This window comes from Vibrio scophthalmi (assembly GCF_040869025.1).
Taxonomy (GTDB): domain Bacteria; phylum Pseudomonadota; class Gammaproteobacteria; order Enterobacterales; family Vibrionaceae; genus Vibrio; species Vibrio scophthalmi.
The window spans coordinates 3,015,600-3,038,887 of record NZ_CP134271.1; the positions used below are offsets into that span (position 1 = coordinate 3,015,600).

The following is a 23,288-nucleotide window of genomic DNA, read 5'->3' on the forward strand; positions in this document are numbered from 1 at the left end:
CCGATGATTTATTCAGCGGTTTGGGTGAACCCTAGCGTTTTTCTATGAATGATGGCTTCGAAAGAGTGTTGAGCAAGCTCAATTAACTCTTGGTGATAGTCGAAAACTTGTTCGGGATGGCCTTCAAGGCACAAGCGCTCAATTTTCCGCGCTAGATCCGATAATACACGATTGCCAAGTGCTAAGGATGAACTGCCCAAAGTGTGGCTTTCAAACTCAATCACTTCTGTATTCCTTTCGATAAAAGCGTTGTTTAAGGTGTCGATGCGCTTTTTAGATTCTTCCACATAATGATCTATCAATAGAGGTAAGACGTCAGCGCTGGTGTCTTGAATCATTTGCTGCAAAATTTCTTCATCCACGAGTTCTTCGTTCACAGGGCTCTCCTCGTTGTTTCCTTTATTTCTATCATCGCTGGCGGATAGGGATGATTCATCGACAATTTCTGTCGCGGCGAACACTTCCTTGTCGGCGCATTTTTCATCTTCACTATTTAAGAATAGATTAATTTTTTCAATTAGTTGTGATAATCGTACCGGTTTTGATAAGTAATCGTTCATTCCCACTTCTAAGAATTTTTCTTTGTCACCAGTAAGCGCATGTGCAGTAAGCGCGATAATTGGGATATTAGCGCTATGTGGGTCATCAAGCGCTCGTATGGCTTTGCAGGCTTGCATTCCGTCCATTTCTGGCATGGAAATGTCCATAAAGATCAGGTCGTATTGATACTTTTGTACTTGTTCAACGGCCTGATTGCCATTTTCGACCATATCAAGATTTAGTCCGGCATGGCTAAACATACTCTTAATGACCAGTTGATTGGCACGGTTGTCTTCCGCGACCAAAATACGCAAATTTGGGTCAAGTGGGGTGGTTTTTATTTGGGTGGGAACCACATCGCCAATCAATTCATCAGCAAGTTCTAGTACGATAGTGAAGGTAAAGGTGCTACCTACACCGGGCTCACTGCTGACCTCCATATGACCATCCATCATTTGGGTTAAGCGTTTACAAATCGCTAATCCTAGCCCTGAGCCTTCATGGATACGCGAATAGCTTTGATCGACCATGGTGAACTCTTCAAATAAGTAGTCCAGCGCACTGGCTTTGATGCCAATACCGGTGTCGGTGACACTGCACATCAGAGTGACTCGTTCGTCATTTAGTGATTGCGCATCAATTTTGATCGAGACACTCCCTTGTTTGGTAAATTTAATCGCGTTGCCAATTAGGTTGTGCAAGATCTGCTTAATGCGATTTTCATCGCCTCGAACCTTTGCAGGCACTTGAGCGGGAATATAACAGTGTAGAATTAGGTCATTGTTTTTGGCTGAGGGCATAAAACTGTCAACCACACTTTCTACACAACGGCGGAAATCAAAAGGTGAGTTGTCGAGAATCAGAGTGTTTGACTCCATGCGGGTAAAATCGAGAATGTCATTAATCACTGACAATAAAAAGTGACCTGAATCCGTGGCGGTGGTGATTAACTTACGTTGGTCTTTACTGAGTTTTGTTTCTTCCAATACGTTCAATACCCCCAGTACTCCATTCATGGGAGTGCGAATTTCATGAGACATTGATGCCAAGAAGCGCCCTTTAGATTCACAAGCTTGCTCGGCTTCCGCTCGGGCTTGTTGCAATGAGCCGTAACTCTGTTCAAGTTTGGTCGACATGGCATCGAAGGCTCTAGCGACATCGCCCAGTTCATCTTTAGAGTGTTCGTTAAGTTGGAAGCCGGGGCCATTGCGACATACGGTATTTGCCGCTTTGGTTAATCGGGTTAACCCGCGAGTAAGGTAACTGCCTAAGATGTAAGAGAAGAAGGCAACGAGGATAACCTCAATAATGGCGATTGAGATGATTGCTTGACGGGCGTGTTGCAACATGGCGCTGATGGCATCGGTACGAAACCCCATGTCGATATAAGCGCTGCCGTTACCTATTGGGACTCGGGTATCAAAAATACCATCGTTGCTGCTGTTTAAATTGGAATCGATCGACATCGCTCGTTTAAGTAGAGTTTTATCCCCTATACAAACAAGATCGTCGCCGTTGTCGGCAATGCGTATATAGGCGAGATCTTCAACCAGGAAAAATTGATTAGCGAGCTCCTCAAGCTCGTTAATGTCCTTATTCATCAACGGTTTCGCTGCCACAATAGCAAACATTTGCGAAGTGGTGGTAACGCGCTGTAATAGTTGCTGTTCGTTGGATTGAGACAGGAAACGCATCGAGCTGAACACCAAGATAACCAGTAATACCACCTCGATCAGTGCGATGCCGACAATGGTTTTGGAGCGAAATGACATAGTGATTATCCTCCGTGAATTTACGCGATTAAGGTGAGTAGTTCATGGTTTAATAACTTTGTGATCCAGTTATCCCGCCATCGTTTTGGTATCCATTTAAAGCGATTGAGTTCACGCACCATTTCTTGTGCAAGAGTGGGTTGATATTTACTGTTGATCACGCAACCAATCAACGTACTTTCACTACGATTCAACAGCTCCATTGCCATGCTGAGTTGGTTTTCTCTGGTGCGCGCGCCAAGAACAACCAGCAAAGTATGTTGACAGGCTTGTGCGACACATTGCGCCGAGATATTGCCGCGATTGACTTGTAATAGTGGCGAGGTGTCGACGATGACACGATCGAACTCAAGCAACCACGTTTCGATCTTTTTTTCGAGATAGAGAGGATTACGATAATTAACGATATCAGATTGCAGGGTGGGTTTAACGATGCCGGTAAACACACGCCTGCTGTCGAGTTGTTCTAACCAACTGATGGGGTTATCACTTGGTTGGCCTGGCAATAGTGAAGACTGGAAATTCGAACGAAATAAATTTAGATCGACAAGCAGAGTGGATTGTCCGGCAAGAAGATAACGCTCTGCCAATGCGGTTGCAACTGAGGTTACACCGTCACCAGAATGGCAGGCCGTAACACAAATTGACCTAGATTGCTGCTGTTCTGCCGCTAAGTAGATTTGTTCAATTTCATTGTGTGTGGCTGGAATCATTACAAGGCTCCAATCAGTACAATCGTGGTGGTCAGTCGAAGAATATCTTCTAAGCCGACTCGTGCTTTCTCAAGAAAGGTATCTCGGCGGTCGGGCACAAAAATAGTGTCGCCAGCACGAATAACAGGCAGCTGATAGATGTTCGCAGTTTTACTGAATTCAATCAGGTTGAAGGTGCGGGCTTGCTGTTGGCAGCAAGACATATTGACCACTGAGATTTTTTCTACATAGGCGTTATCATTTGGTCCGCCAGCTTCTGCGAGCACATCCAAGATGGTCATGTTGTCGTTAAATACATAGCGACCGGGTTTGTTGACTGCTCCCAAAATGCGCACGGTTGATTCTTTACTTTGATCGAGCCAATTTTTGTCTTTTTCAGGAATATAAATAGTGTCACCCATAACAATGTTGGGGAGCAGCGATTCATCACCGGTTTCAAAATAAAGTGATAGATTGAGTTTGCTGACTTTTGAATAGCTTTTGTCACGGTGTGTGACGCGAATATTGTGAATATCGGCATCTTTGGTTGGCCCGTCGGCAGCTGAAAGAATATCGAGAAAATGCATCTCTTTGGTAAAACGGTAGCGGCCCGGTGAATTCACTTGACCAAAGACGTAAATTGAGGCGTCGGAGCTCTGGCGAACCCATTGGGATTTGTTGTCAGAGGGATCTTGCGGTAAATCGTGGATTCGCACGATAGAACCCGCACTAATTACGGGTAGGTCATACGGTGGGGCACCATTTAAAATAAATTCGTCGAGATTAAATGTGTGCAGCTTGCCATCACCATTAACCACCTCGATTTTCGTTGTGTCGGCTCTTAATGTGGGGCCGCCAACGTGAGCAAGCAGATCCATTAAGTCCATTTCATCTGACCACTCAATACGGCCTGGACGGACAACTTCGCCAATGACACTGACCGCGCGGTCAGGAGCGATTTTTAACCATGATTTTTCATTCATGTCGGTCTTTTCAGGAACAAAAATCGCATCACCAGGACCAATAGGTGGGGGACCTTGGCCACTTAATCCTTCGGTGTAGGCGGTTAAGTCGAATTTAATCACGCGACCGTTGGCTTTGATAAGACGGATTTGACGTGATTCGGCAAAACGGGTTGGGCCACCAGCGTTGGCGAGAATATCCATAAAGGAGGCCCCCGATTTTCCCTCATAGGCGCCGGGATGCGCTACTTCCCCCATGATGTAGACAACATTTGCCCCGGCTTTAATCTCTTCTTCTTGTTTAGGGACGAAAATAGTCGTCCCTTCAGCTAAATTGGGCAGCAGTGATTCGTCACCGCTGTCGAGATAACGTTTTAGGTTAAACATTTGTGGTGTGTTGTTGGTGATTACACGGATTTGCTCTACCGAGGCATAACGGGTTACACCGCCAGCACGCATTAAAATATCGACCAAATCGGTATTGGGTTTGAAAGAAAACGAACCTGGCGCATTGACCTCGCCAAATACTTTAATTGCGGTACGGTTATCGGCACTGTCTCCCGCATTGGCTTGCTTTGCTGCATCAAACTGTTGTTCGATGTTACCAACAAGTGGTGAGGCCGGGACAAAAAGGCTATCGAGCGATTTGAGACGAGGTAGCAGCGATTCATCACCAGAATCGAGGAAGGCTTTGTAGTTGAAGCTCTGCTTACCTTTGCCTCTTTTGAGCAGCATGTTATCCAGTTGAGCGCCGGAACGGAGACCCCCCGCAGCGTGAAGTGCCATTTGAATATTAGCATTCTTGGGTAAAGTATATTCACCGGGCGAGGTGACATAGCCTTGCACTGAAATCAGGATTTGTTGTTGCGAAATATAAACGCTGGCGGAAGAAACATCGCGATAGACTTCGTTCAGCGCGGTTAAAACCGAGTCGGACAGCTGCTTCTCGCTGTAACCTGCCACGTAGAGAGTACCGACTTCCGGTAGATCAATTCGACCACGTTTATCCACTTGAAAGCCACGATTTAACGAGCTCTCTCCCGGCAAATTTATCTGGATCATGTCGCCAATTTGCACTTTTTCTTGCGCCACTTGATCACCGGATTGGTTCGCGAATGCATTACCAGCCAATAGGCTCAGGGTGAGAAACAGGGTGTTAATCCAACGCATAATAATCTCCTTGTGGATTTTGCTCTGCTAGCTCTTTGGTGGCAATAACTTCAATACTGACGCGGCGGTTGGTTAATTTGACGCCTTCCGTGGTGCCGTCGTATAGAGGGAGCGAGTCGCCTAATGAGTGGGTGGTAATTCGGGTTGGATTAAGGCCAAAAATAATCAGGTAACGCTTCACTTGCTGTGCGCGGTCCATGGCCAGTTTTTTGTTGTAGAGATCGTCTCCGGTTGCATCAGCATGGCCAGTCACGGAAAGGTTTAGGCTTGGATTCTCACGTAAGATGTTCGCGGCTCTGGCGAGATGCCCCATGTATTTTGGGTTTACTTCTGTCGAGTTAAACGCAAACTGATTGTCGACGTTGAGTAGGTTGAACAATTCATCGACGACGGCAAGTTGCAGTCGAAATGCATCTTCGTTGATTGGAGGTACGCAATTGGCTTGAGAGGTAACATAGTCGAGCTGGCGTTCTAATTCACCGAGGCGTTTGCGTTGAATGACAATGTCGTTTGCCGCGTCCAGCATCAGGCCACCCTCGAGCTCACGAGCGATGCGGTTCTGTTTTTCGATTGCTTGCACGACGGCTGCGGGGAAGCACCAGCGAGCGCCTTCTCGGATCAATGCATCCAAATGAAGCTTGGTCAGCTGCCAATCGAAGCGCAGACCATGTTCAGGGCCAAGCGGTTCGTCGGGCATGACCGGCGAGAAACTATTATCGATATGATTTTCTGCTAGGCCACCGCGTCCATCTTCAGGGTAACTGGTGCAACCTAGCAAGATTATTGACATAGCTAGGGCTATGTATCTACGAAAAGTAACCATGCCAACCGCCTATTATTATTAGTGTTTTTGTGAATTTACCGGTATTGCTTGATCGATTCGGAGCAGATTGATGATTTCTAATGGTTGTCCTGTAGCGTTTTCAATCCGCATATTGCGACGACGTTCAACCAAGCGCTTATATAGGTAAACGATAGCACCTACGCCAGAAGAATCGAGAAAGCCTACGCGAGCGAGGTCAATTTCAACTTCGGGATGAGAAAGATCTGAGATAATTTCATCTAAATGCGGTTGGGCACTACGGCTACCATCAGCGTCTAAATTGCCGTCAATCACCAAAGTTAGAAGCTCGTTGTTGGTTTCAATTTTACGTAGTTCCATAGCTGTACTCCTCGTGGTTTAAGTAGAGTTGAGCATGGAATGTGCCAATAATTATTTTCAATAAAAACAAGGTATTATGTAGTGGTGCTGAGAGAGTTCTTAAATTGGAAAGAGGTTTTCTCAAATTAAGAATTAGTTTGAAGCAGTGACAACAAGGGTAAAATCATCTGATAGGTTTGCGACCAATGGCGCGCTAAATTCATACTCTGTCTCAAATATTTTGCGTTAGCGTGAGAGAGTAATAGTCTTAACCGGAGAAAAACATGCAACGCACTCTGAGCGCCGTCGCAAGCGGATTATTGTTCTCATTAAGCAGTCACGCGAGTGAACACGCCGCCATTACGCCACTAGAACCATCGTCGATGATGCCTGTATTGTTGGCTACGAGTTATGAACAGGGCATCGATATTACGCAATATTGGCAAAGTGAAAAATTGGATGGGATACGAGCGCTCTGGGATGGGAGTCAACTAAGAACGCGCAGTGGCAGAGCTATCGTTGCTCCAGCTTGGTTCACCAAACCATTGCCTGATTATCCTCTCGAAGGGGAGTTGTGGGCAGGTCGTGGTAATTTTCATATTGTGCAGCAAACGGTGCTTGATCATCAACCTGTTGAGCAAGGATGGCAAAAAATTGAGTTTATGTTGTTTGATATGCCACAAGCAGCAGGAGATTACGAAAAGCGTTATTACAACATTCTCTATCTAGTGAAAAAAATGAAGGCGAAGCATGTAGATTATGTTGAGCATACGCCGATTTCTTCTGAGCGAGAGCTGTTTCGTCACCTTGATAATGTTAATAACCGTCAAGGTGAAGGGATCATGCTACGCCGAATCGATAGTCGTTACCAAGCGGGTAGAAGTTCGGATTTGCTCAAATTGAAATTACATCAAGACGATGAAGCAATCGTGGTGGGCTATAAGTTGGGGAAGGGGAAGTATAAAGGCCAAATGGGTGCGGTATTGGTTGAGTGGAAACCCGGTGTGCGTTTCTATATCGGCAGTGGATTTAGTGATGAGCTACGAAAATCGCCACCACCGCTGGGCAGCCGAATAACCTTCCGCCACAACGGATACACCAGCAATGATATTCCCAAGTTTGCCCGTTTTGTTCGGGTTCGCATCGAGTAATCTTGATTTAAAGTCGCTTAATCTGCGAAGCAATCTCATTAATCATATCTTGACCATCATCTCCGCGCAGTTTGACTAAGGTGATAAAAATCGCATCCGCAATGACTTGTTGAGCGGTTCTGGCTGCCATTGAAGAAGCGCGGTGTGCTGATTCATCAGCCACAGTATCGAGGCAGATATCGGCGATATTGCGTAGTACACTTTTTTGCGGTGACGTCAGCGCTATTACCGTTGCGCCTTTTTCCTTGGCGGTTTCTGCCGCAAGGTTGATCTCTTTGGTGTTGCCTTGGAAAGAAAAGACAATTTGTACATCGTTGCTCGTTAGTGTTCTTGCCATGCCTATTTGTACGTGGCTATCCATTTCGGTGATGGCCAAAATACCTAATTTTAGCAACTTGTAACCAAGATCCTTTGCCGATAATGCAGATGCGCCCATGCCAACAATTTGCACCTTGTTCGCGCTGTTTATTTGCGTAATAGCATCATCAAAGCGTTCACAATCAAGGGCATCGCTGGTTTTGAAAATCGCCTCGGTTTTGGCTTTAACCAGTTTTTGGATGATGGTACGGGTTGAGTCATTGACGGAAATGTTGGTATGCAGAGGGGCCGCCTGTAATGTCTGCTTTCGGCTGACTTCTTCTGCTAACGCCAGTTTGAATTGGCTATAACCTTTAAAGCCAATACGTTGGGTGAACTTCACGATGCTCGATTGACTCACCCCAATCACGTTAGCGATCTCTTGGCTGGTTAATGCCATCGCCTGTTCGGTATTTGCCAATACCCAATCAGCAATCTTCACGCCGTTTGTCGAGAGTTGCGTTCTTTTTGATACCAATTTGTTTGTGATGCTCATCACTTTACCTGTATTTGGTTGAAATAAATTATTCCAAAAATCCTAACGGTTATTTCTTTTGAAGTGCCTTCTATTTTGTGGTCTTGGTCGTCTGTAACAACGGTGGTTAAGAATGGTTTATCAAATTATTCCATCAGATGGCTAATTTTGGAATAAATAATTATGTGACGTAGCACGTCGTTTTTGAATAATTAATTCACTAACATCCAGCGCATAAATTGATAAGCCAACACGCAAGAGCACGATATGAAAATTGACCTAAGCCACCTAGTCACGGAAAGCCGTAATCAAAGTAGTCAGAACATTGATACGTTATCAACCATAGAGATGCTGAAAGTCATCAATAACGAAGACCAGAAAGTGGCACTCGCGGTGGAAAAAGTCTTGCCGGAGATCGCCCAAGTGGTTGATGCGGTGAAAGCCGCATTTACCGTGGGCGGCCGCTTGATTTACATGGGTGCAGGTACATCAGGCCGCTTAGGTATTCTTGATGCGAGTGAATGTCCGCCGACTTACGGAACACCGGCAGAGCAAGTAGTGGGCCTCATTGCTGGTGGTCATAAAGCGATTTTAAAAGCGGTAGAGAATGCAGAAGATTCACCGCAGCTTGCAGTCGACGATCTTCGTAATTTAAACCTGACTGAAAGAGATGTTGTTGTTGGTATTGCTGCCAGCGGTCGCACGCCGTATGTCCTTGGCGGAATGGAATACGCTCGAAATGTCGGCGCTTTTGTTGCATCGCTTGTTTGCAATCCAACTTGTCCAATGATTGAGGCTGCTGATGTGGCGATCGTGCCTGTCGTTGGCGCTGAAATTGTAACGGGATCGTCACGTATGAAAGCGGGGACAGCGCAGAAGTTGGTACTCAATATGATCACAACTGGCGCGATGATTCGCAGTGGCAAGGTGTTTGGCAATTTGATGGTGGATGTTGAAGCGACCAACGCCAAATTGATCCAACGCCAAGCCAATATCGTGATGGAAGCGACGGGGGCTGATGAACAAGAAGCTGAGTTGGCCTTGTCGCAGTGCCAGCGTCATTGCAAAACCGCCATCCTGATGATTCTAACCGGTCTGGACGCTGCACAAGCGAAAACGCTTCTTGAGCAAAATGATGGATTTATTCGTCTTGCATTGGAGTGTCACAACTCATCCAACTAAGTATTTTGTTAATCAAACAGCATAGCCAATAACTGAAAAACATAAATTATCTACTTGCTATTGAGCTTCTCGGCATTGATTGATTTGAGAAGTTCGTGAGGAATACTGTAATGGCCAAAATTACAATGAATACCATAGAAAGCATTATTGCTGCGGTCGGCGGCGGTGCAAATATTGAAAAAGGCGGCAACTGCATGACGCGCTTGCGCCTGTCATTAGCGGACACCGGTGCAGTTGATGAATCAACCTTAAAAGCCATCCCTGGTGTTTTGGGTGTGGTTGAATCAGACCAACAATTACAAGTCATTCTTGGCCCAGGAAAAGCACAGCAAGCGGCAGAAATGCTCAATGAAATATTGGATAGTTTAACGCTTGGTGGTTCAAGCAATGCGTCGACAGCGTCGATAAAAAACGACGATCTCAATAGCATCGCTAAGCAACAAAAGTCGCAAATGAAGAGTAAGCAAACCAGTGCGGTTCAACGCTTTTTAAGTAAGTTCGCCACCATTTTTACCCCGTTGATCCCAGGTTTTATCGCTGCGGGCTTATTGCTCGGTTTTGCCACTCTGATAGAGCAGACAATGATCATCGGCCAAGACCCGAGTGAATTCATTGTAAGCCTTGTTTCTTATATGAAGGTCTTCGGCAAAGGCTTGTTCGCGTTCTTAAGTATTTTGATTGGTTATAACGCCCAGCAAGCGTTTGGCGGTTCTGGAGTCAATGGCGCAATTTTAGCCTCGCTATTTGTATTGGGGTATAACCCAGATGCGACCTCTGGTATCTACTCGGGCATGAGTGATTTCTTTGGTTTTGCAATCGACCCGCGCGGTAACATTATTGGAGTGTTGTTAGCTGCGATTCTTGGTGCACAAGTTGAGCGCATGGTTCGTCGATTTATGCCAGATGATTTGGATATGATCCTGACATCAGTGGTGACTTTACTTATTATGGGCGCGATTACCTTTATCGTGATCATGCCGGTGGGCGGAGTGCTATTTAAAGGGATGTCGTGGCTGTTTTTGAACTTGAACGATAATCCATTTGGCGCTGCTGTGTTAGCTGGTTTATTCCTTATCTCCGTGGTGTTTGGTATCCATCAAGGTTTTGTTCCGGTTTACTTTGCCTTAATGGAAGTTCAAGGTTTCAACTCGCTATTCCCAATTCTTGCTATGGCAGGCGCAGGCCAAGTTGGTGCCTCTTTGGCGCTGTATTGGAAAGCGAAAAAGGAATCAACACTGCGTACACAAATCCGTGGTGCAATTATTCCGGGTATCCTAGGTATCGGTGAACCTCTTATTTACGGTGTAACTTTGCCACGTGTAAAACCGTTTGTGACGGCCTGTATTGGTGGTGCCGCGGGTGGATTTTTCATCGGTTTGGTTTCGTACTTTGGCTTACCCGTTGGTTTGAATACCGTGTTCGGACCATCAGGGATTGTCGCTATTCCTCTGATGACGTCGAATGAAGGCATTTTTGCGGGTATGGCAATTTTTGTCATCGGCCTACTGATTTCTTATGCAGTTGGTTTTATTGCTACCTTGCTTTTTGGTAGCAAGGACATCGATCTGTCTTAATTTGACTAATGTTCATTTAAAACAGCTAGATAGATAAAGTGCTACTTATGAACCACTGCAACCTCGTTATGCAGTGGTTTTTTTGTATTTGCAAACTGCTCATGTTTGCGACAAACGACACGGCTTTCCAATGGGTATTTTCGTTGCGCTCTAGACATACCTACTGGCGGAGAATAAAATTTTGCAAAATGCCATCCTCATTGTAGTGGGTGGTGTTGCCCAATAGATAAATCTAAATCCTCATGCCGAGAAATACGTGAGTGCGTCTGTGCGAATTCACGCAATGAGTCGTGTGGGGAATAGTCGATATAGACGTAGGAGTAGTAGTCATCGTGTCGATCAAAATAAAAGCAGCGTTGGCAAAGTTTCGTACCTTGCCATGGGTTGTTCGTTGGAGTACGTACACGTTAAGTGCTTACCTATGTTATGCCGCTTTCCTTGGTTTACTTGTTCCATATGTGGCTAAACAGCAAATACCTGAACAGTTGTCTAAGTTGGTCGATCGTCCGGTGACATTAACCGACGTTACTATCAACCCATTTACGTTGCAGGTTGATATCACAGGCTTTGCTATCTTAGAGCACGATCAAACACCGTTTATCAAATTTGACCACGCCAGCAGCCAAGTCAATATGTGGCAGTCGCTATTAAATGGCGTGGTGTCGGTTGAATATATCACGCTGGATAAACCTTTTATCAACATCGAACGCCGCGATAATCAAAATGAGTTGCTGTTTAATTTTAGTGATATGTTAACGGCCATTGCGCGTAACGATGCAACAACTAATCGTGAAGCAAAAGATAGCGCAACGGATTTAGCGCAAGCAGAACAACAGAGTGGGGACGAAGTCGTTGATCGTCACGCACCATTATTCCCAGTACAGATTAAGCAAACTAAACTGACTGGTGGTGATGTTCGTTTCCTTGATGAAGTTAGCGGAACACAACTTCATTACCCTAATATCGACGTCACTGTCGGTGAATTCTCTACTCAAAGTTTGTTGAGTGATTCGGCACCAATCAACCAATACAAGCTGCGGATTACTGATGCCGATTCCGCGACGTTAGCGCTTAATGGGCAAGTTCAATTAAAACCGCTCAAAGTGGTTGGTGATGTGGCGATCAATCATATTCAATTGCCGCGTTTGTGGGGCTTTATTGAAAACGATCTCGCGGCGAAGTTGACATCAGGTCAGGTGAGCTTTGCATCCCAGTATCATATCGCTCAAATCATTGGTGAAACGGAAGCAGACGATGCGATGAGTATCTCGACCAGCAAAGGTTTATTGGCTCTAGAGCAAGTCAACTTTAACGCGGGTGATAAGTCGATTGTGGCACTGAACCAGTTCACGGTGAGCGATATTGCGACGAACCTCGACGCGCAAACTGTAGAGATTGGCGCTATTACATCTGATGGTCTGAATGTGGTGGCGAATGTCGATCAAAAAGGCGTGGATCTTGTTCCGCTGTTTATGCCTAATTCACTTGCGCAAGTTAGTGAGAAATCAGGTTCACAAATTAAAGCTGAGCAGAGTGCCGATAAACCACAGTCAATTGAGTCAGAAGCGAACCTAAAAACGAACCAAGAAGCCAACAGCGCTTGGCTTGTTACTATAGGCGGTGTCGAGCTCAAAGATTATCAGCTTAAGCTGACGGAAAACATCGCGACGTCGAAAGCCAACCAATGGGTACTGTCACCGATCAATTTGACCACCAGCAAAATTGTTAGTGATTTCTCTAAGCCGATCGATTTTGATTTCTTCACATCGGTTAATGGCAAAGGCGATATCTCACTTAAAGGTCAGGCGGATGCCAAACAACAAGCAGTATTGGCGGATCTTAATGTCAAATCATTACAATTGGCTCAGTTTCAGCCGTATTTAGCTAGCACCGTGAATGCGACCTTGACCAAGGGAGAAATCAGCACTCAAGCGCAAATCAATGCCAACTCGACAGGCAAAGTGGCGGTGAGCGGAGGAGTGCAGGTTAATCAACTATCGATTCGTGATAACAAGTTAAGAAAGCCGTTTGTTAAATGGCGTGCATTGGCAGTCAATAAATTTAAATTTGATTTGCAGCAATCTAAACTCGATATCGATACTTTGAGTATCAGTCAGCCTTATGCTCGTGTGGTGATTAACAAGGATCGAAGCACCAACATTGGCGACTTAATGCAGGTGCCCGCGGCGAATCAGCCTAGCGCGAAAGCGCCATCAAAGCCTGTTAACAAGCCAAAAGCGAAGGCATCATCGACAACGACTTCGCAGCAAAAGCCTTTTGCATTAACCATACGTAAAATTGCTTTTAGTGATGGCTCGGCATTCTTTGCTGACAACTCGTTAACGCCTAACTTTTCTTCGGGTATTGAACAGCTTAAAGGTACGATCGGGCATGTATCAAGTGTGCCGGGTACTAAAGCGACCGTGGATATTAGTGGCAACATTGACAAGTACGCGCCGGTTAAAGTGAAGGGGGAAATCAACCCATTACTTGCACAGCCATACCTTGATCTTGATGTCATTTTTAAAAGTGTCGAACTCACGACCGTAAACCCATATTCAGGCACGTACGCCGGGCATTACATCGATAAAGGTCAATTGACTTTGATGCTTAATTACCAACTGGAAAACAACCAGCTGAAAGGCTCAAATCATGTTGTGATTGACCAGCTTCAATTAGGTCAAGAAAGTGATAGTGATTTAGCTACCTCTCTACCAATTAAGCTTGCGATTGCTTTGCTACAAGACAGCGATGGCGTAATTGATTTGGGTGTAGAAGTCTCGGGTGATGTTGATGACCCAGAGTTTAGTCTCGGTGCGATTATTTGGAATACGATTTCCAACATCATTACGAAAGCGGTGACAGCGCCATTTTCGTTTATCTCCAATCTGGCGGGCTCTGATGACGAGCTGAACATTATCGTATTTGATTATGGCGTAAATTCATTATCTGCTGAAGAGCAGGAGAAGTTACAAACGTTAGGTAAAGCGCTAGAAACACGTCCAAAATTGACCTTAAGTGTTGATGGTGCTGTTGACGCGGCAAAAGATACTCAAGCGCTTGAGTTAGCGCAGTTTAACCAATTGCTCGCTGATACGGCAAAAATGGAGGTTGCTGAACTTCCAGCTCAATTGAGTGCGAGCACCATGCCTGTTTCAGGCGTGCTTTCTGATGCACTCAAAGCGCTTTATCAAGCTCAATATGGCGACGAAGCTGAGAATGTCCGTGAGAGTATTGAAGATGAGCAACATGAGAAGGGTGTCGAACTCACCGATGCAGATCTTAACCAGCGTTGGCATATTGCCTTGTACAACTTGGTGTTGAACAAGCAAGAAGTTGAACAAGGTGAGCTTGGTAAATTAGCCCAGCAGCGTGCTCAAGCGGTAAAAGCGTATTTGGTTGATGTGGTGAAAGTGGATGCATCAAGAGTCTTCTTGCTCGATAGCCGTTTTAATATCGATCAAGACAGCAGCAGTGTTTCTCTTACATTAGAAGCGAATTAAGCTTAATTTATCATCGTGAAACAATATAAAGGCGCATCGTTAAGATAAAACGGATGCGCCTTTTTCTTTTATGGGGCGCTTTATGAGTGGCTATAGCCACTATGTGAACGTTAATCAGTGCCAACGCTGGTTCTTATTAGGCATCACTATTTGTTTGTTTAGATAACCACTTGAGAGCTTCGCGCTTTGCAAGGCCCTGAATGTTTTGCTGTTCGATAAAATGGGTGACTGCTTCTGGATTGGTTTTGGAATATTCACGCAATGCCCAGCCAATCGCTTTTTGAATGAAAAATTCAGTGTCACTTTGGTTATCGGTGATGAGTGAAAATAACAAAGCATCGTCGGTACGTGCTTTGTATTTTAATTGGAAGAGTAAGGTCGTTCTGCGTAACCAGATGTTATCTGACCCGCGCCAATGCAGCAAAAATGGCGCGGATTCAACTGGATAACGAGTAAACAACTCTCCTGCAATATGCGTAGCTAATAGATCGACCGTATCCCACCATGATTGAGTGGTTAGCCATCGTTGCAAATCGTTTAGCATGGTGGCGGGTAACCGCTTCTTGGAGGCGATCAGTAAATCTAGCGCAACCATCTGGTACTCTCGCTCTGGTAATTGCCAAAGTTGATTGATGACTGTCGATAATTCATTAATCGAGGGGCGTTGCGAGGAGCTTAATAGCGCTTTCATTGCGGCGCGTCTTGGTACGGATTGAATGCCAAGAAATTCAAATTGATTGCGCATATACGCTTGCATGGCAGAGGCGGTTTCAGGATCCGCCATCGGCGTGAGCCGTGCAATTGTTTCTCGAACCCAAGGGTGCATAGATCGTCCTGTTCTACAGGGCCAATAATTGACCATTTGCGTTGTGATCGCAGGGATTTTCATCATCGAAACTGACAAGACATGCTAGCATGAAGAGGTAGGTAACACTTAATCAAATTAGAGGTTTATTGATGAACATAGTCAAAGTCGATAGTCACAATACCCACGTGTATGCCAACCTATATCAAGGTTACGCCGCGGAGTTTTCTAAAATTATCGGTGATAAACCGGATGAAAATGGTGTGTTTGAAATATACCCACAATTGGGCGGCAAAGTAACCGGCTATTTACTGTATCTTGACGGCGTTCCTGCTGCACTGACAGCAATTGAAGATAAGTCGCCACAAGAATTCGAGATTTGTGATTTTTATGTCGTACCCTATTTTAGAAAGAACAAAGTGGGTAAACAGTTTATTTCAACTCTGTTCTCGCAACTGCAAGGTTCATGGGAAATCAAACAAGTTGCTGGCGCAGATCATGCCGTTAAATTTTGGCGAGATGTGGTGACAGACTACACATCAGGCCACTATGCTGAAGACGCTTATCAGGATGAAAAGTGGGGGTTAGTGACAAGGCAGTGTTTCGATCACAGCGGTCATGACAACAGTAACGATTAATTCTAAAGTTTGTCCTCAAATGTCGTTCACTCAACACTGACATTTGAGGAGTGTAATAGACATGGGGTTTATAATCCTCAGTACTTACCTTTGCTTACCACTTAGTTAACCAGCAATATCAAATCTATACATCAGAACTCGATGATGATTGATTTAGATTTGTATTACTCGTTGTTCAGCTACTTTTCCGGCCATATAAATGTTCAAAATTAGGAATGTTGCGTTCCCAAACGGGAATATCTTCACCGACGATTGACTTGAGAGCATCAATAAAGAGCTTTGTTTTTATTGGGGCATCTCGGTGCGGGTAGACGGCATAAAATGACCCAAAGTCTTCGATGTTTAAATGGGTCATGATTGGGATGAGCTTACCGTCAAGCACTTCGTTTTCAATCATCTGCGCAGTGACGACCGCGAGTGTATTACCTGCGAGGGCACTCTTTACCACCATTTCAACATCATTGACCTTATAGGCAGCATTAAGTTGGAAATGTTGTTCACGTCCTTTGTCGTCTAAATACGTAAATTTATCGATGTGTAATCCAGGCGCAGAATAAACAGTCGCAGGAAGGGCTTCGAGTTTTTCTATTGTTTCAATCGTCCCATGCTGCTGAATAAACGCGGGTGATGCCACGATCAGCAATCGACTACGAGCAATTTTTCTTGATACTAAACTCGAGTTTTTTGGCTTACCGATGCGAAAGCCAATATCGAAACCCTCTTGAACAATATCGACAACCTTATCTTCTAAACGTAACTCACAGCTCACCTCTGGGTACTGTTTTTGAAAAGCAGAGATAGCCTCCTGCACGTATTGACGGCCGAACATAGTAGAGCTGGTGATGCGTAAGATCCCCCTTGGTTCTGAGTGATAATTCTGCGCTAACCGGTGTGTGTTATTAAGTAGATCCCGTAACTGTTTGGCTTGATTAACCATTTCATTTCCCGCGGCGGTTAATGATAAAGACCGCGTAGTGCGGTTTAGTAATCGAACGCCTAATTCATCCTCTAAACGACTTATTTGCTTTGATATGACAGAGCGGTCGACATTTTTTTTATCGGCTACATTGGTAAAAGAACCTTGCTCCGTTACGTCAAGTAGTAGCAACAAACGATGAGAGATATCCACCACAAACTCCTAGAATAAATGCAATTACTGGTGCAATTTTAGCACCAATGTTGTGCTTTTGTGTTTATTTTTCTCATCAAATAGGCGGGTTATAGTAGCAGCACTTAGAGAGACAAGGCGAGCTGTAAAGCCCGTTAGACGCTTCTAAACACAAAGCGTTGGTGACCTATTTTAGAGGAAATAATGATGAAAAAACTCACTATTACAAACAACGATGGTATCGCGACAGTCGCGATCGATAACCCACCAGTAAACGTGTTGACGATTGATCTTATTAATGAAGTTAACGAGTTTGTACTGGCACTAAAAGACGACCGAGAAACAAAGGTAGTGGTATTTAAGTCATTGAATAGCTCTTTCTTCTTGGCTCATCTTGATTTGAATGTGATTAACGGAACACAAGGTGGCCAAGCTGCTTCAATTGAATTTAATCACATGATCGCAAACATTAAGGCGATGAAGCAGGTCTCTGTAGCCGTCATTGATGGCGTAGCTCGTGGGGGCGGTGATGAGTTTGTTATGGCTTGTGATCTTGCTTATGGAACAGAGAATGCCGCGTTTGCTCAACCTGAAATTCACGTCAATATTCCGACGGGTGGACAAGGGGCTGTGCAATACGCAAGAAGAATGGGTAAAAACAAAGCGCTGCAAGCACTGTTATTAGGCAATGATTTTACCGCTCAAGAAGCGGAGAATTTGAATATCATTACTAAATATGTACACAGCTCAGAAATGGACGCGTTTTTAGCCGCGACTCTTGGGGTAATTAGCCGCTTAGAAGTGCGTGATATTGTGATGTATAAAGAAATCATTGCCGCTTCCATTATTGATGAAGAGGCGGGCGCAGAGCTTGAACTTCGCTATTTCCTAGAGCGAGCGAAAGAGCAAAAAACAGCGGCGATCATTGCAGCGTTTTTAAAAAATGGTGGACAGACAGAACGTGAAGCGAATGATATGCCGGGTATATTTGCTGATACAGCGGTTGAACTATCGAAATAAACACGATTAAAAGATGAATGAAACAGCCGTCATCATGGCGGCTTTTTTGTTGGTGTTAGTTGATTTCACGTGAGGTAATAGATGAGATACGAAGGTGATATATACCGTCCACCGCCAGAGGCTGATGCGTATATTTTGCAATGCACGATTGGATGTTCATACAATAAATGCACCTACTGCTCTATGTACAAGAACGTCCGTTATCGGGTGAGGCCATTGGAAGACTTAAAACAAGATATTGCAATGGCAAAAGCCGCGTTTGGGCAAAATGTTGAGAAGGTATTTTTAAGTGATGGGGATGCGATATCTCTACCAACAGAGATGCTGTTGGAGATCTTAGCGGAGCTTTATGGCGCTTTCCCAAAACTAACCCATGTGAGCACTTATGCCGGTCCTCAAAGCACGCTTGATAAATCACTAGAAGAGTTTAAACAGCTTAGAGCTGCAGGGTTGACCATGACCTATCTTGGTGTTGAATCCGGCTCTGATGAGGTTCTAAAATCTGTACGTAAGGGAGTGAGTGCTGAAGAGATGCTGTGTGCTGGGAAAAACATCGTTGAATCTGGCATCAAACTGGTTGCCATGGTGATGATTGGCTTGGGTGGTAGTGGCGATATGTCACGCCAGCATGCACAACAAACAGCGCAGTTGATTAACCAAATGAATCCATACTTGTTGGGAATTTTAACCACGGTACCCATGGAAGGCACGGCGCTGTTTAGACAAGTGACTAAGCGTGAGTTCACTTTGCTCAATCCTTATGAGGTGCTACAAGAGATCAAAGTGTTACTGGAAAGTTTACACTTAGAAGATTTATTGATCGATAGTACGCATGGCTCAAATTTATTGGCAATGAAAGGGACACTGAAGAGTGTGAAAACCGATGTATTAGAACACATTTCAGGGCTTTTACGTAATCAAGACAGCCAGTTGATTGGCAAGGCATACCTTGGACGTTTTTGATTAAATGCGGTTGGTTGAAATTAATATAGATAGTGAATAGTAACGCGTGAGATCTTATCTCACGCGTTACTTTAGCGGACAGGTTTATTCCTTTGCGGTATCAGCTAAGTGCTATCTGTTTACTGCGGTTGGATATCCAAACGGTTTAACAGGGATGGATACCCCCAGCCATTTTGATTGATGATAACCTTTTCACCAGTGAGATATTCAAATAGGGTGGGTGCCAGTGAGCCATTCTCTTCGGTCATTAGTGGCGTGACATTGTCACCAATTGGCGTTCCCCAAAAACCAATAAACGCATCTTTTTCTAAATAACTTTCACCAGCATGACGGCCGGGAACTTTGGTGTTGTAACCTATACCATCTCTAGGGAAAAGGTTGATCGTGCCCGCTCTTGATTCTGCATAGAGTTTGGCCAATTGCACTACTGAGTCGGGGCGCGGTGTGTAGCGTGTCAGTTCGCGCCACTGGCTTTCATTACACCATGTGCTTGGATCGTTTTCTTTTGCCTGCAGAACACATTGCCCATAGTAACCAGCAAAGGTTTCAAACTCCGCTTTGCTTTTATCAGGCGAATTCGGTAATGCAAGGTAAGGGTTTAGCTGGTGGACATTGAGTAAACTGGCTTGCGTATCCTGTGCTGAGTAGAAATAGCGGTCGCCTTGTTTGGTAATAAACTCATCAACACGCTCACCGTCGCGCTCTCCGATGAGTCTGACTTCGCAAGTCTCTTCGTTGCACTGGTTTTCTCGAATCACCATGTAATCAAGCGTATCACCTAATGCGTTTAATGTTTCTGCGATGAGATCGATACTTGCTTGCGATTGATGGTTAATTGGCTGCCATTGGGTTAATTCACGATAGTGGGGCTGTGTTTTCCAGCCTTGCTGCGAATTAAATAAATCAAGCATAAAGTTCCCTCCAGCGGTGGAAGCAACCACAACATCAGCCCCTTTGTTACTTGGATAATTGAGTGCATTGGTGATTTTTGGTCCTTCACCTTCATCAGACGATATTTTTTCAATATTGAGTGCGTAGCCAAGCTTCTTCTCTAATGGTTGGAAGATCACTTTTTCTGGATTAAGTGTGTAGTAAACCGGCGCAAGGCCGTGATCACCGGCCATTCCCCACAATGTTCGTGAGTAAACGCCGGCCGTTTGATATGTTTGCTCAACTTGAGTGATCCAATAATCAAGTCGGTTTAATTCCCCTGTTGGCATAATAATTTCATCACTGAATGGGCCAACAAAATGAGCGAAATGATCTGGCCAAGGATTGTAAATCAACGTGTAGTCGGGCATCCCTTTACCATCAAGTTTGGCATACTGCTCTATGCTGTTTTCAATCGCCCATTTCCGTGAAAGCTTGGTGTAGAAACTCCACACTGGAATCGCTTGATAGTCGTTGATATCGTTGATCAATTGAGTCCGTATTTCAGTCAACTTTTGCTCGACTTTGGCTCTTTCTTGCAGTTCACGTACGCAACGTTTTTCACCAAAATCACGCAGAGCTTCACCTGCACCAAGATTGACCAGCGCATCGTAGCTGGTGTGAGCATTCCAATCATATTGCGCGTTGCAATTGAGGGTTTTTAGATAATTAAGGCGGTCAAACATGGTCTTTACTTTGTTTGCTTGCATTAATCGATCAAGCTGCAGCGCATCATTGCCAAAAAAGTAATAAGCGCGGTCTTCTTCTCTATCAACAAAATGGAAGTTAGGAATACCGGTTCCTTGCTCGCCCGAGACTTTTGCCCCCGTTTTTATGATGGGTAAGTTACGCACACTTATCGTTGGGGTTGATGAAATACCAACGCGCGCAATCGATGCATAGTTGTCGGCATATAAGCGTTTAAAAAAGGGTAGGTAGTGTGGATCTTGGTAAGTTTGCTCTGCCAGCGTTTGTAGGAAACGCATATCTTGTTGATGCTCAGGGCTAGAAACGGTTTGTGGCGCATCATACTTTTGGTGCTCAATATGGTTCTTATAAGCCACATCAACAAATGGCTTTTGCGGGTCGACTAAGCCTTCGATCAGTCCTTGCTGTAAACCATCTACGGTAATTTGTACCGCTAAACGGCGCTGCTGTTGCGATTGCAAAAAATCGATGGCATTGCTTGGCTGGCGATCAAAGGCATCTTGCAGCCAATGATTGAGCGCGATGGCTCGTTCATCTTGATAGACAAACTGGCGGTACGCTTTTAGAACATTTAAACGGACAAAATCAACCAGCGTAATGGTAAGTGCTTGAGCTTTATTGTTGGTTTTATCTTGTTGATCCGGTTGATTATCTGCAATGATGGCTAATAGTGCATTTTTCATTTCGCCATCTTCCATCGTGCTAGAAGTTTGGCTCAAAATCCCGACAACGATAGGTTGAATTTGAGCAACTAACGCTAGGTCTTGCTCACTATTGGTTAGATAGGTGTACTGTGCGGGCAGTTGATCTAAATCTTGCCATTCGCCAATCTGCACCAAGGCATCATAAACCGTGACCATTGCAGCCATAAAATCGCCATCAACTTTGATGCCTTCTTGGTGCGCTTGGTCTTTTTTGTGCTCGGTTGCTTCAGCGAGCACATTATTCTCTGCGTTTTTATCCGCTGCTGCATTGACTTGAAAGAGAGAATGCTCAAACCCTTTTAAAGCACGATCGTCATACACAGTTTGGAGATAGGCTTTAAAAGCATCTTCATTGCCGATGCCAGTATAACGGTCATAAAATTGATAGAGAAAATAACCCAATGGAATCGAATAAGCAGGATTTGCAAGCTGGGCCATCACGCGTGCTTTGGTTTTAGTATCTAACGGTAAGGTGAGTAAATAGGTTTCTAGTGTGACCCCGCCCACTGTGAATAACGTCATGTCCCGAGTTAAGCGTGTCGAGTAAGACAGCGTTGAGATAATGTTATTTTGCAATACTTCTGCTGAATTAAATAACCCGCCAATAATTGGCGTATTGCCAACATCTGCTTGGACCGAATTTGAGGCTAGTATGCCTAGTGGAGATAAAGCCAACAAGGTGTGAGCTGCGACAGTCGTTACGTTAAGCCTAGGCATAATTTGAAATCCTTTCATCTACAAGGTTTTGAATTATTTTTTCTTTGGCGCTGATGAGGCCTGCAGAGAGTGGAAGTTATTTTGCCAGCAACAGAAAAGAGTGCAACCTAGAAACGGATAGTGATTCACAGAAATCGTTTTTATTATCAAAAAGAGAAATTTATGTAATTTGAATAATAGTTTAGCTACACCGCAAGCCGCTTGGTGAAAATGGTTCGATATTTAAGTTTTGCTGCAAAGCCACCGATTTTGGTAGGCGGCTTTTATCTATTATGAAGAAGACTAGCAAAGCGTTGTAGGGATCAAATGGCGTTGCCATTTACAGTTGCGGAAATGAGCGTGTCTGATCCTGAAAATGACGCACCGCTATCTGTTGTAGTTGTCCATGTGTCACGAATGGTGATACCGCTTCCAATGCCAATGTTTTGATCAAAAACGGTTTCGTATGAACTGCCATCAGCTTCCGTCCCGTTGATGGTTAACTGAAATTTGCATGTATCAAATGTACCAGCAGGAACGGTAATTGATTCGCTTTTAATAAACGTCAAAGTCATGTCTTTCGTACCAGCATTGACACCGCTTTCGGTTACAGAAACCGTTGGGTAGGTACGAGTTTCATTCTTGTCCAGTGCATATTCGAGCACAATGCCATCGGGCAAGTATTTTGTTTCAGTGCCATTTTCTCTTTGGGCAAGGGTTCGTACTGATTTGACGGAATCATCGAATATTAGATATGTGGTGTTGTTCGTACCAACCTCTTCGATGGTAATGACATTGTTGTGTCCGTTGTAGCTGACTGGACCAGCCACTCGGGTATGTTCGGTGACATTTGTGGAGCTATGCCCGATTTCTTCGGCATATGTTGTAATGACTTCAGTATCGATTTGATGAAGCTCGCTATTAAAACAAGCCGATGAATTAGTTAAATTAGAAGTTGAACTCACTACGGAAGTGTCATCGCTGGCGCTATCTCCACCACAGCCGGACAGTACAAATGGTGTGATTAGTCCTATCGCATATATTCTCATGTTCGTTCCTTGCTGAGTGGCCAATTTATGGCCGAACGCTACGCATCTTGTTGACCATTCGCAACATCATGAGGAATAAAGGAGAGCGATCTCTCAGTAGCGCAAGTAACATGTATTACAGCTGTGTCATATTGTAAGCAAATTTTAA

Annotated in this window: 16 protein-coding genes and 1 pseudogene; 7 read left to right on the plus strand and 10 right to left on the minus strand. The window is 44.6% G+C overall.

Features of this window, described 5'->3' with window-relative positions; genetic code table 11:
* Positions 1-8 precede the first annotated feature (8 nt).
* From RJD38_RS13730 to RJD38_RS13750, 5 genes and pseudogenes are all read right to left on the minus strand, one after another.
* A complete protein-coding gene (locus RJD38_RS13730) occupies positions 9-2,312 on the minus strand; it encodes a response regulator (RefSeq protein WP_065545322.1) in 2,304 nt (767 codons plus the stop codon).
* A 20-nt stretch (positions 2,313-2,332) separates the two neighbouring features.
* Entirely contained in the window at positions 2,333-3,025 is a 693-nt protein-coding gene (locus tag RJD38_RS13735; protein ID WP_005599138.1) for a hypothetical protein, read from the minus strand.
* Positions 3,025-5,049 (minus strand): annotated as a pseudogene (locus tag RJD38_RS13740) (SLBB domain-containing protein); the annotation flags it as partial. The gene RJD38_RS13735 and the pseudogene RJD38_RS13740, both read right to left, overlap by 1 nt.
* A gap of 73 nt (positions 5,050-5,122) precedes the next feature.
* On the minus strand, positions 5,123-5,959 hold the full coding sequence (locus tag RJD38_RS13745; RefSeq protein ID WP_065430411.1) for an OmpA family protein: 837 nt from the start codon (positions 5,957-5,959) through the stop codon (positions 5,123-5,125).
* 18 nt (positions 5,960-5,977) lie between these two features.
* Complete coding sequence (locus tag RJD38_RS13750) at positions 5,978-6,298, minus strand: STAS domain-containing protein (RefSeq protein ID WP_005599133.1); 321 nt, start codon at positions 6,296-6,298, stop codon at positions 5,978-5,980.
* 263 nt (positions 6,299-6,561) lie between these two features.
* Between RJD38_RS13750 and RJD38_RS13755 the strand changes: the two genes are divergently transcribed.
* Positions 6,562-7,428, plus strand: coding sequence for a DNA ligase (locus RJD38_RS13755; protein WP_065545320.1), 867 nt, complete (start codon positions 6,562-6,564; stop codon positions 7,426-7,428).
* A gap of 7 nt (positions 7,429-7,435) precedes the next feature.
* Here the strand turns inward: RJD38_RS13755 and RJD38_RS13760 are convergent, their stop codons facing one another.
* Complete coding sequence (locus RJD38_RS13760; RefSeq protein ID WP_005599129.1) at positions 7,436-8,281, minus strand: MurR/RpiR family transcriptional regulator; 846 nt, start codon at positions 8,279-8,281, stop codon at positions 7,436-7,438.
* A gap of 246 nt (positions 8,282-8,527) precedes the next feature.
* On the opposite strand from RJD38_RS13760, the gene murQ reads away from it, so the two are divergent.
* From murQ to RJD38_RS13775, 3 genes are all read left to right on the plus strand, one after another.
* The gene (murQ, locus tag RJD38_RS13765; RefSeq protein WP_065545319.1) at positions 8,528-9,442 is read left to right on the plus strand and encodes an N-acetylmuramic acid 6-phosphate etherase; all 915 of its coding nucleotides are present in this window, start codon (positions 8,528-8,530) and stop codon (positions 9,440-9,442) included.
* Positions 9,443-9,552: 110 nt separating this feature from the next.
* Entirely contained in the window at positions 9,553-11,016 is a 1,464-nt protein-coding gene (murP, locus tag RJD38_RS13770) for a PTS N-acetylmuramic acid transporter subunit IIBC (RefSeq protein ID WP_005599126.1), read from the plus strand.
* A gap of 332 nt (positions 11,017-11,348) precedes the next feature.
* Complete coding sequence (locus RJD38_RS13775) at positions 11,349-14,519, plus strand: DUF748 domain-containing protein (protein WP_065545318.1); 3,171 nt, start codon at positions 11,349-11,351, stop codon at positions 14,517-14,519.
* Positions 14,520-14,655: 136 nt separating this feature from the next.
* Here the strand turns inward: RJD38_RS13775 and RJD38_RS13780 are convergent, their stop codons facing one another.
* Positions 14,656-15,345 carry a DNA alkylation repair protein gene (locus RJD38_RS13780; RefSeq protein ID WP_065545317.1) on the minus strand — a complete coding sequence of 230 codons (690 nt, stop codon included), beginning with the start codon at positions 15,343-15,345 and terminating at the stop codon, positions 14,656-14,658.
* 131 nt (positions 15,346-15,476) lie between these two features.
* Between RJD38_RS13780 and RJD38_RS13785 the strand changes: the two genes are divergently transcribed.
* On the plus strand, positions 15,477-15,962 hold the full coding sequence (locus tag RJD38_RS13785) for a GNAT family N-acetyltransferase (protein WP_065545316.1): 486 nt from the start codon (positions 15,477-15,479) through the stop codon (positions 15,960-15,962).
* Positions 15,963-16,137: 175 nt separating this feature from the next.
* On the opposite strand, the gene RJD38_RS13790 is transcribed toward RJD38_RS13785, so the two are convergent.
* Positions 16,138-17,091: a LysR family transcriptional regulator gene (locus RJD38_RS13790; protein WP_065545315.1), complete on the minus strand. Its 954-nt coding sequence runs from the start codon at positions 17,089-17,091 to the stop codon at positions 16,138-16,140.
* A 186-nt stretch (positions 17,092-17,277) separates the two neighbouring features.
* On the opposite strand from RJD38_RS13790, the gene RJD38_RS13795 reads away from it, so the two are divergent.
* The gene (locus RJD38_RS13795) at positions 17,278-18,090 is read left to right on the plus strand and encodes an enoyl-CoA hydratase/isomerase family protein (protein WP_065545314.1); all 813 of its coding nucleotides are present in this window, start codon (positions 17,278-17,280) and stop codon (positions 18,088-18,090) included.
* A gap of 81 nt (positions 18,091-18,171) precedes the next feature.
* Positions 18,172-19,053 carry a radical SAM protein gene (locus tag RJD38_RS13800; RefSeq protein ID WP_065545313.1) on the plus strand — a complete coding sequence of 294 codons (882 nt, stop codon included), beginning with the start codon at positions 18,172-18,174 and terminating at the stop codon, positions 19,051-19,053.
* 119 nt (positions 19,054-19,172) lie between these two features.
* On the opposite strand, the gene RJD38_RS13805 is transcribed toward RJD38_RS13800, so the two are convergent.
* Together RJD38_RS13805 and RJD38_RS13810 are read right to left on the minus strand one after the other, a co-directional pair.
* Positions 19,173-22,112 carry an alkaline phosphatase family protein gene (locus tag RJD38_RS13805; RefSeq protein WP_367971364.1) on the minus strand — a complete coding sequence of 980 codons (2,940 nt, stop codon included), beginning with the start codon at positions 22,110-22,112 and terminating at the stop codon, positions 19,173-19,175.
* 302 nt (positions 22,113-22,414) lie between these two features.
* Complete coding sequence (locus tag RJD38_RS13810) at positions 22,415-23,140, minus strand: hypothetical protein (protein ID WP_065545312.1); 726 nt, start codon at positions 23,138-23,140, stop codon at positions 22,415-22,417.
* Positions 23,141-23,288: the final 148 nt, after the last annotated feature.

What these genes read in the sequence shown, in the direction of transcription:
- murQ (WP_065545319.1), top strand. Translation starts at nt 8,528, where the DNA reads ATGAAAATTGACCTAAGCCACCTAGTCACGGAAAGCCGTAATCAAAGT.
- RJD38_RS13735 (WP_005599138.1), bottom strand. Translation starts at nt 3,025, where the DNA reads ATGATTCCAGCCACACACAATGAAATTGAACAAATCTACTTAGCGGCA.
- RJD38_RS13755 (WP_065545320.1), top strand. Translation starts at nt 6,562, where the DNA reads ATGCAACGCACTCTGAGCGCCGTCGCAAGCGGATTATTGTTCTCATTA.
- RJD38_RS13745 (WP_065430411.1), bottom strand. Translation starts at nt 5,959, where the DNA reads ATGGTTACTTTTCGTAGATACATAGCCCTAGCTATGTCAATAATCTTG.
- RJD38_RS13805 (WP_367971364.1), bottom strand. Translation starts at nt 22,112, where the DNA reads ATGCCTAGGCTTAACGTAACGACTGTCGCAGCTCACACCTTGTTGGCT.
- RJD38_RS13795 (WP_065545314.1), top strand. Translation starts at nt 17,278, where the DNA reads ATGAAAAAACTCACTATTACAAACAACGATGGTATCGCGACAGTCGCG.
- RJD38_RS13780 (WP_065545317.1), bottom strand. Translation starts at nt 15,345, where the DNA reads ATGCACCCTTGGGTTCGAGAAACAATTGCACGGCTCACGCCGATGGCG.
- RJD38_RS13760 (WP_005599129.1), bottom strand. Translation starts at nt 8,281, where the DNA reads ATGAGCATCACAAACAAATTGGTATCAAAAAGAACGCAACTCTCGACA.
- RJD38_RS13730 (WP_065545322.1), bottom strand. Translation starts at nt 2,312, where the DNA reads ATGTCATTTCGCTCCAAAACCATTGTCGGCATCGCACTGATCGAGGTG.
- RJD38_RS13750 (WP_005599133.1), bottom strand. Translation starts at nt 6,298, where the DNA reads ATGGAACTACGTAAAATTGAAACCAACAACGAGCTTCTAACTTTGGTG.
- murP (WP_005599126.1), top strand. Translation starts at nt 9,553, where the DNA reads ATGGCCAAAATTACAATGAATACCATAGAAAGCATTATTGCTGCGGTC.
- RJD38_RS13785 (WP_065545316.1), top strand. Translation starts at nt 15,477, where the DNA reads ATGAACATAGTCAAAGTCGATAGTCACAATACCCACGTGTATGCCAAC.
- RJD38_RS13810 (WP_065545312.1), bottom strand. Translation starts at nt 23,140, where the DNA reads ATGAGAATATATGCGATAGGACTAATCACACCATTTGTACTGTCCGGC.
- RJD38_RS13800 (WP_065545313.1), top strand. Translation starts at nt 18,172, where the DNA reads ATGAGATACGAAGGTGATATATACCGTCCACCGCCAGAGGCTGATGCG.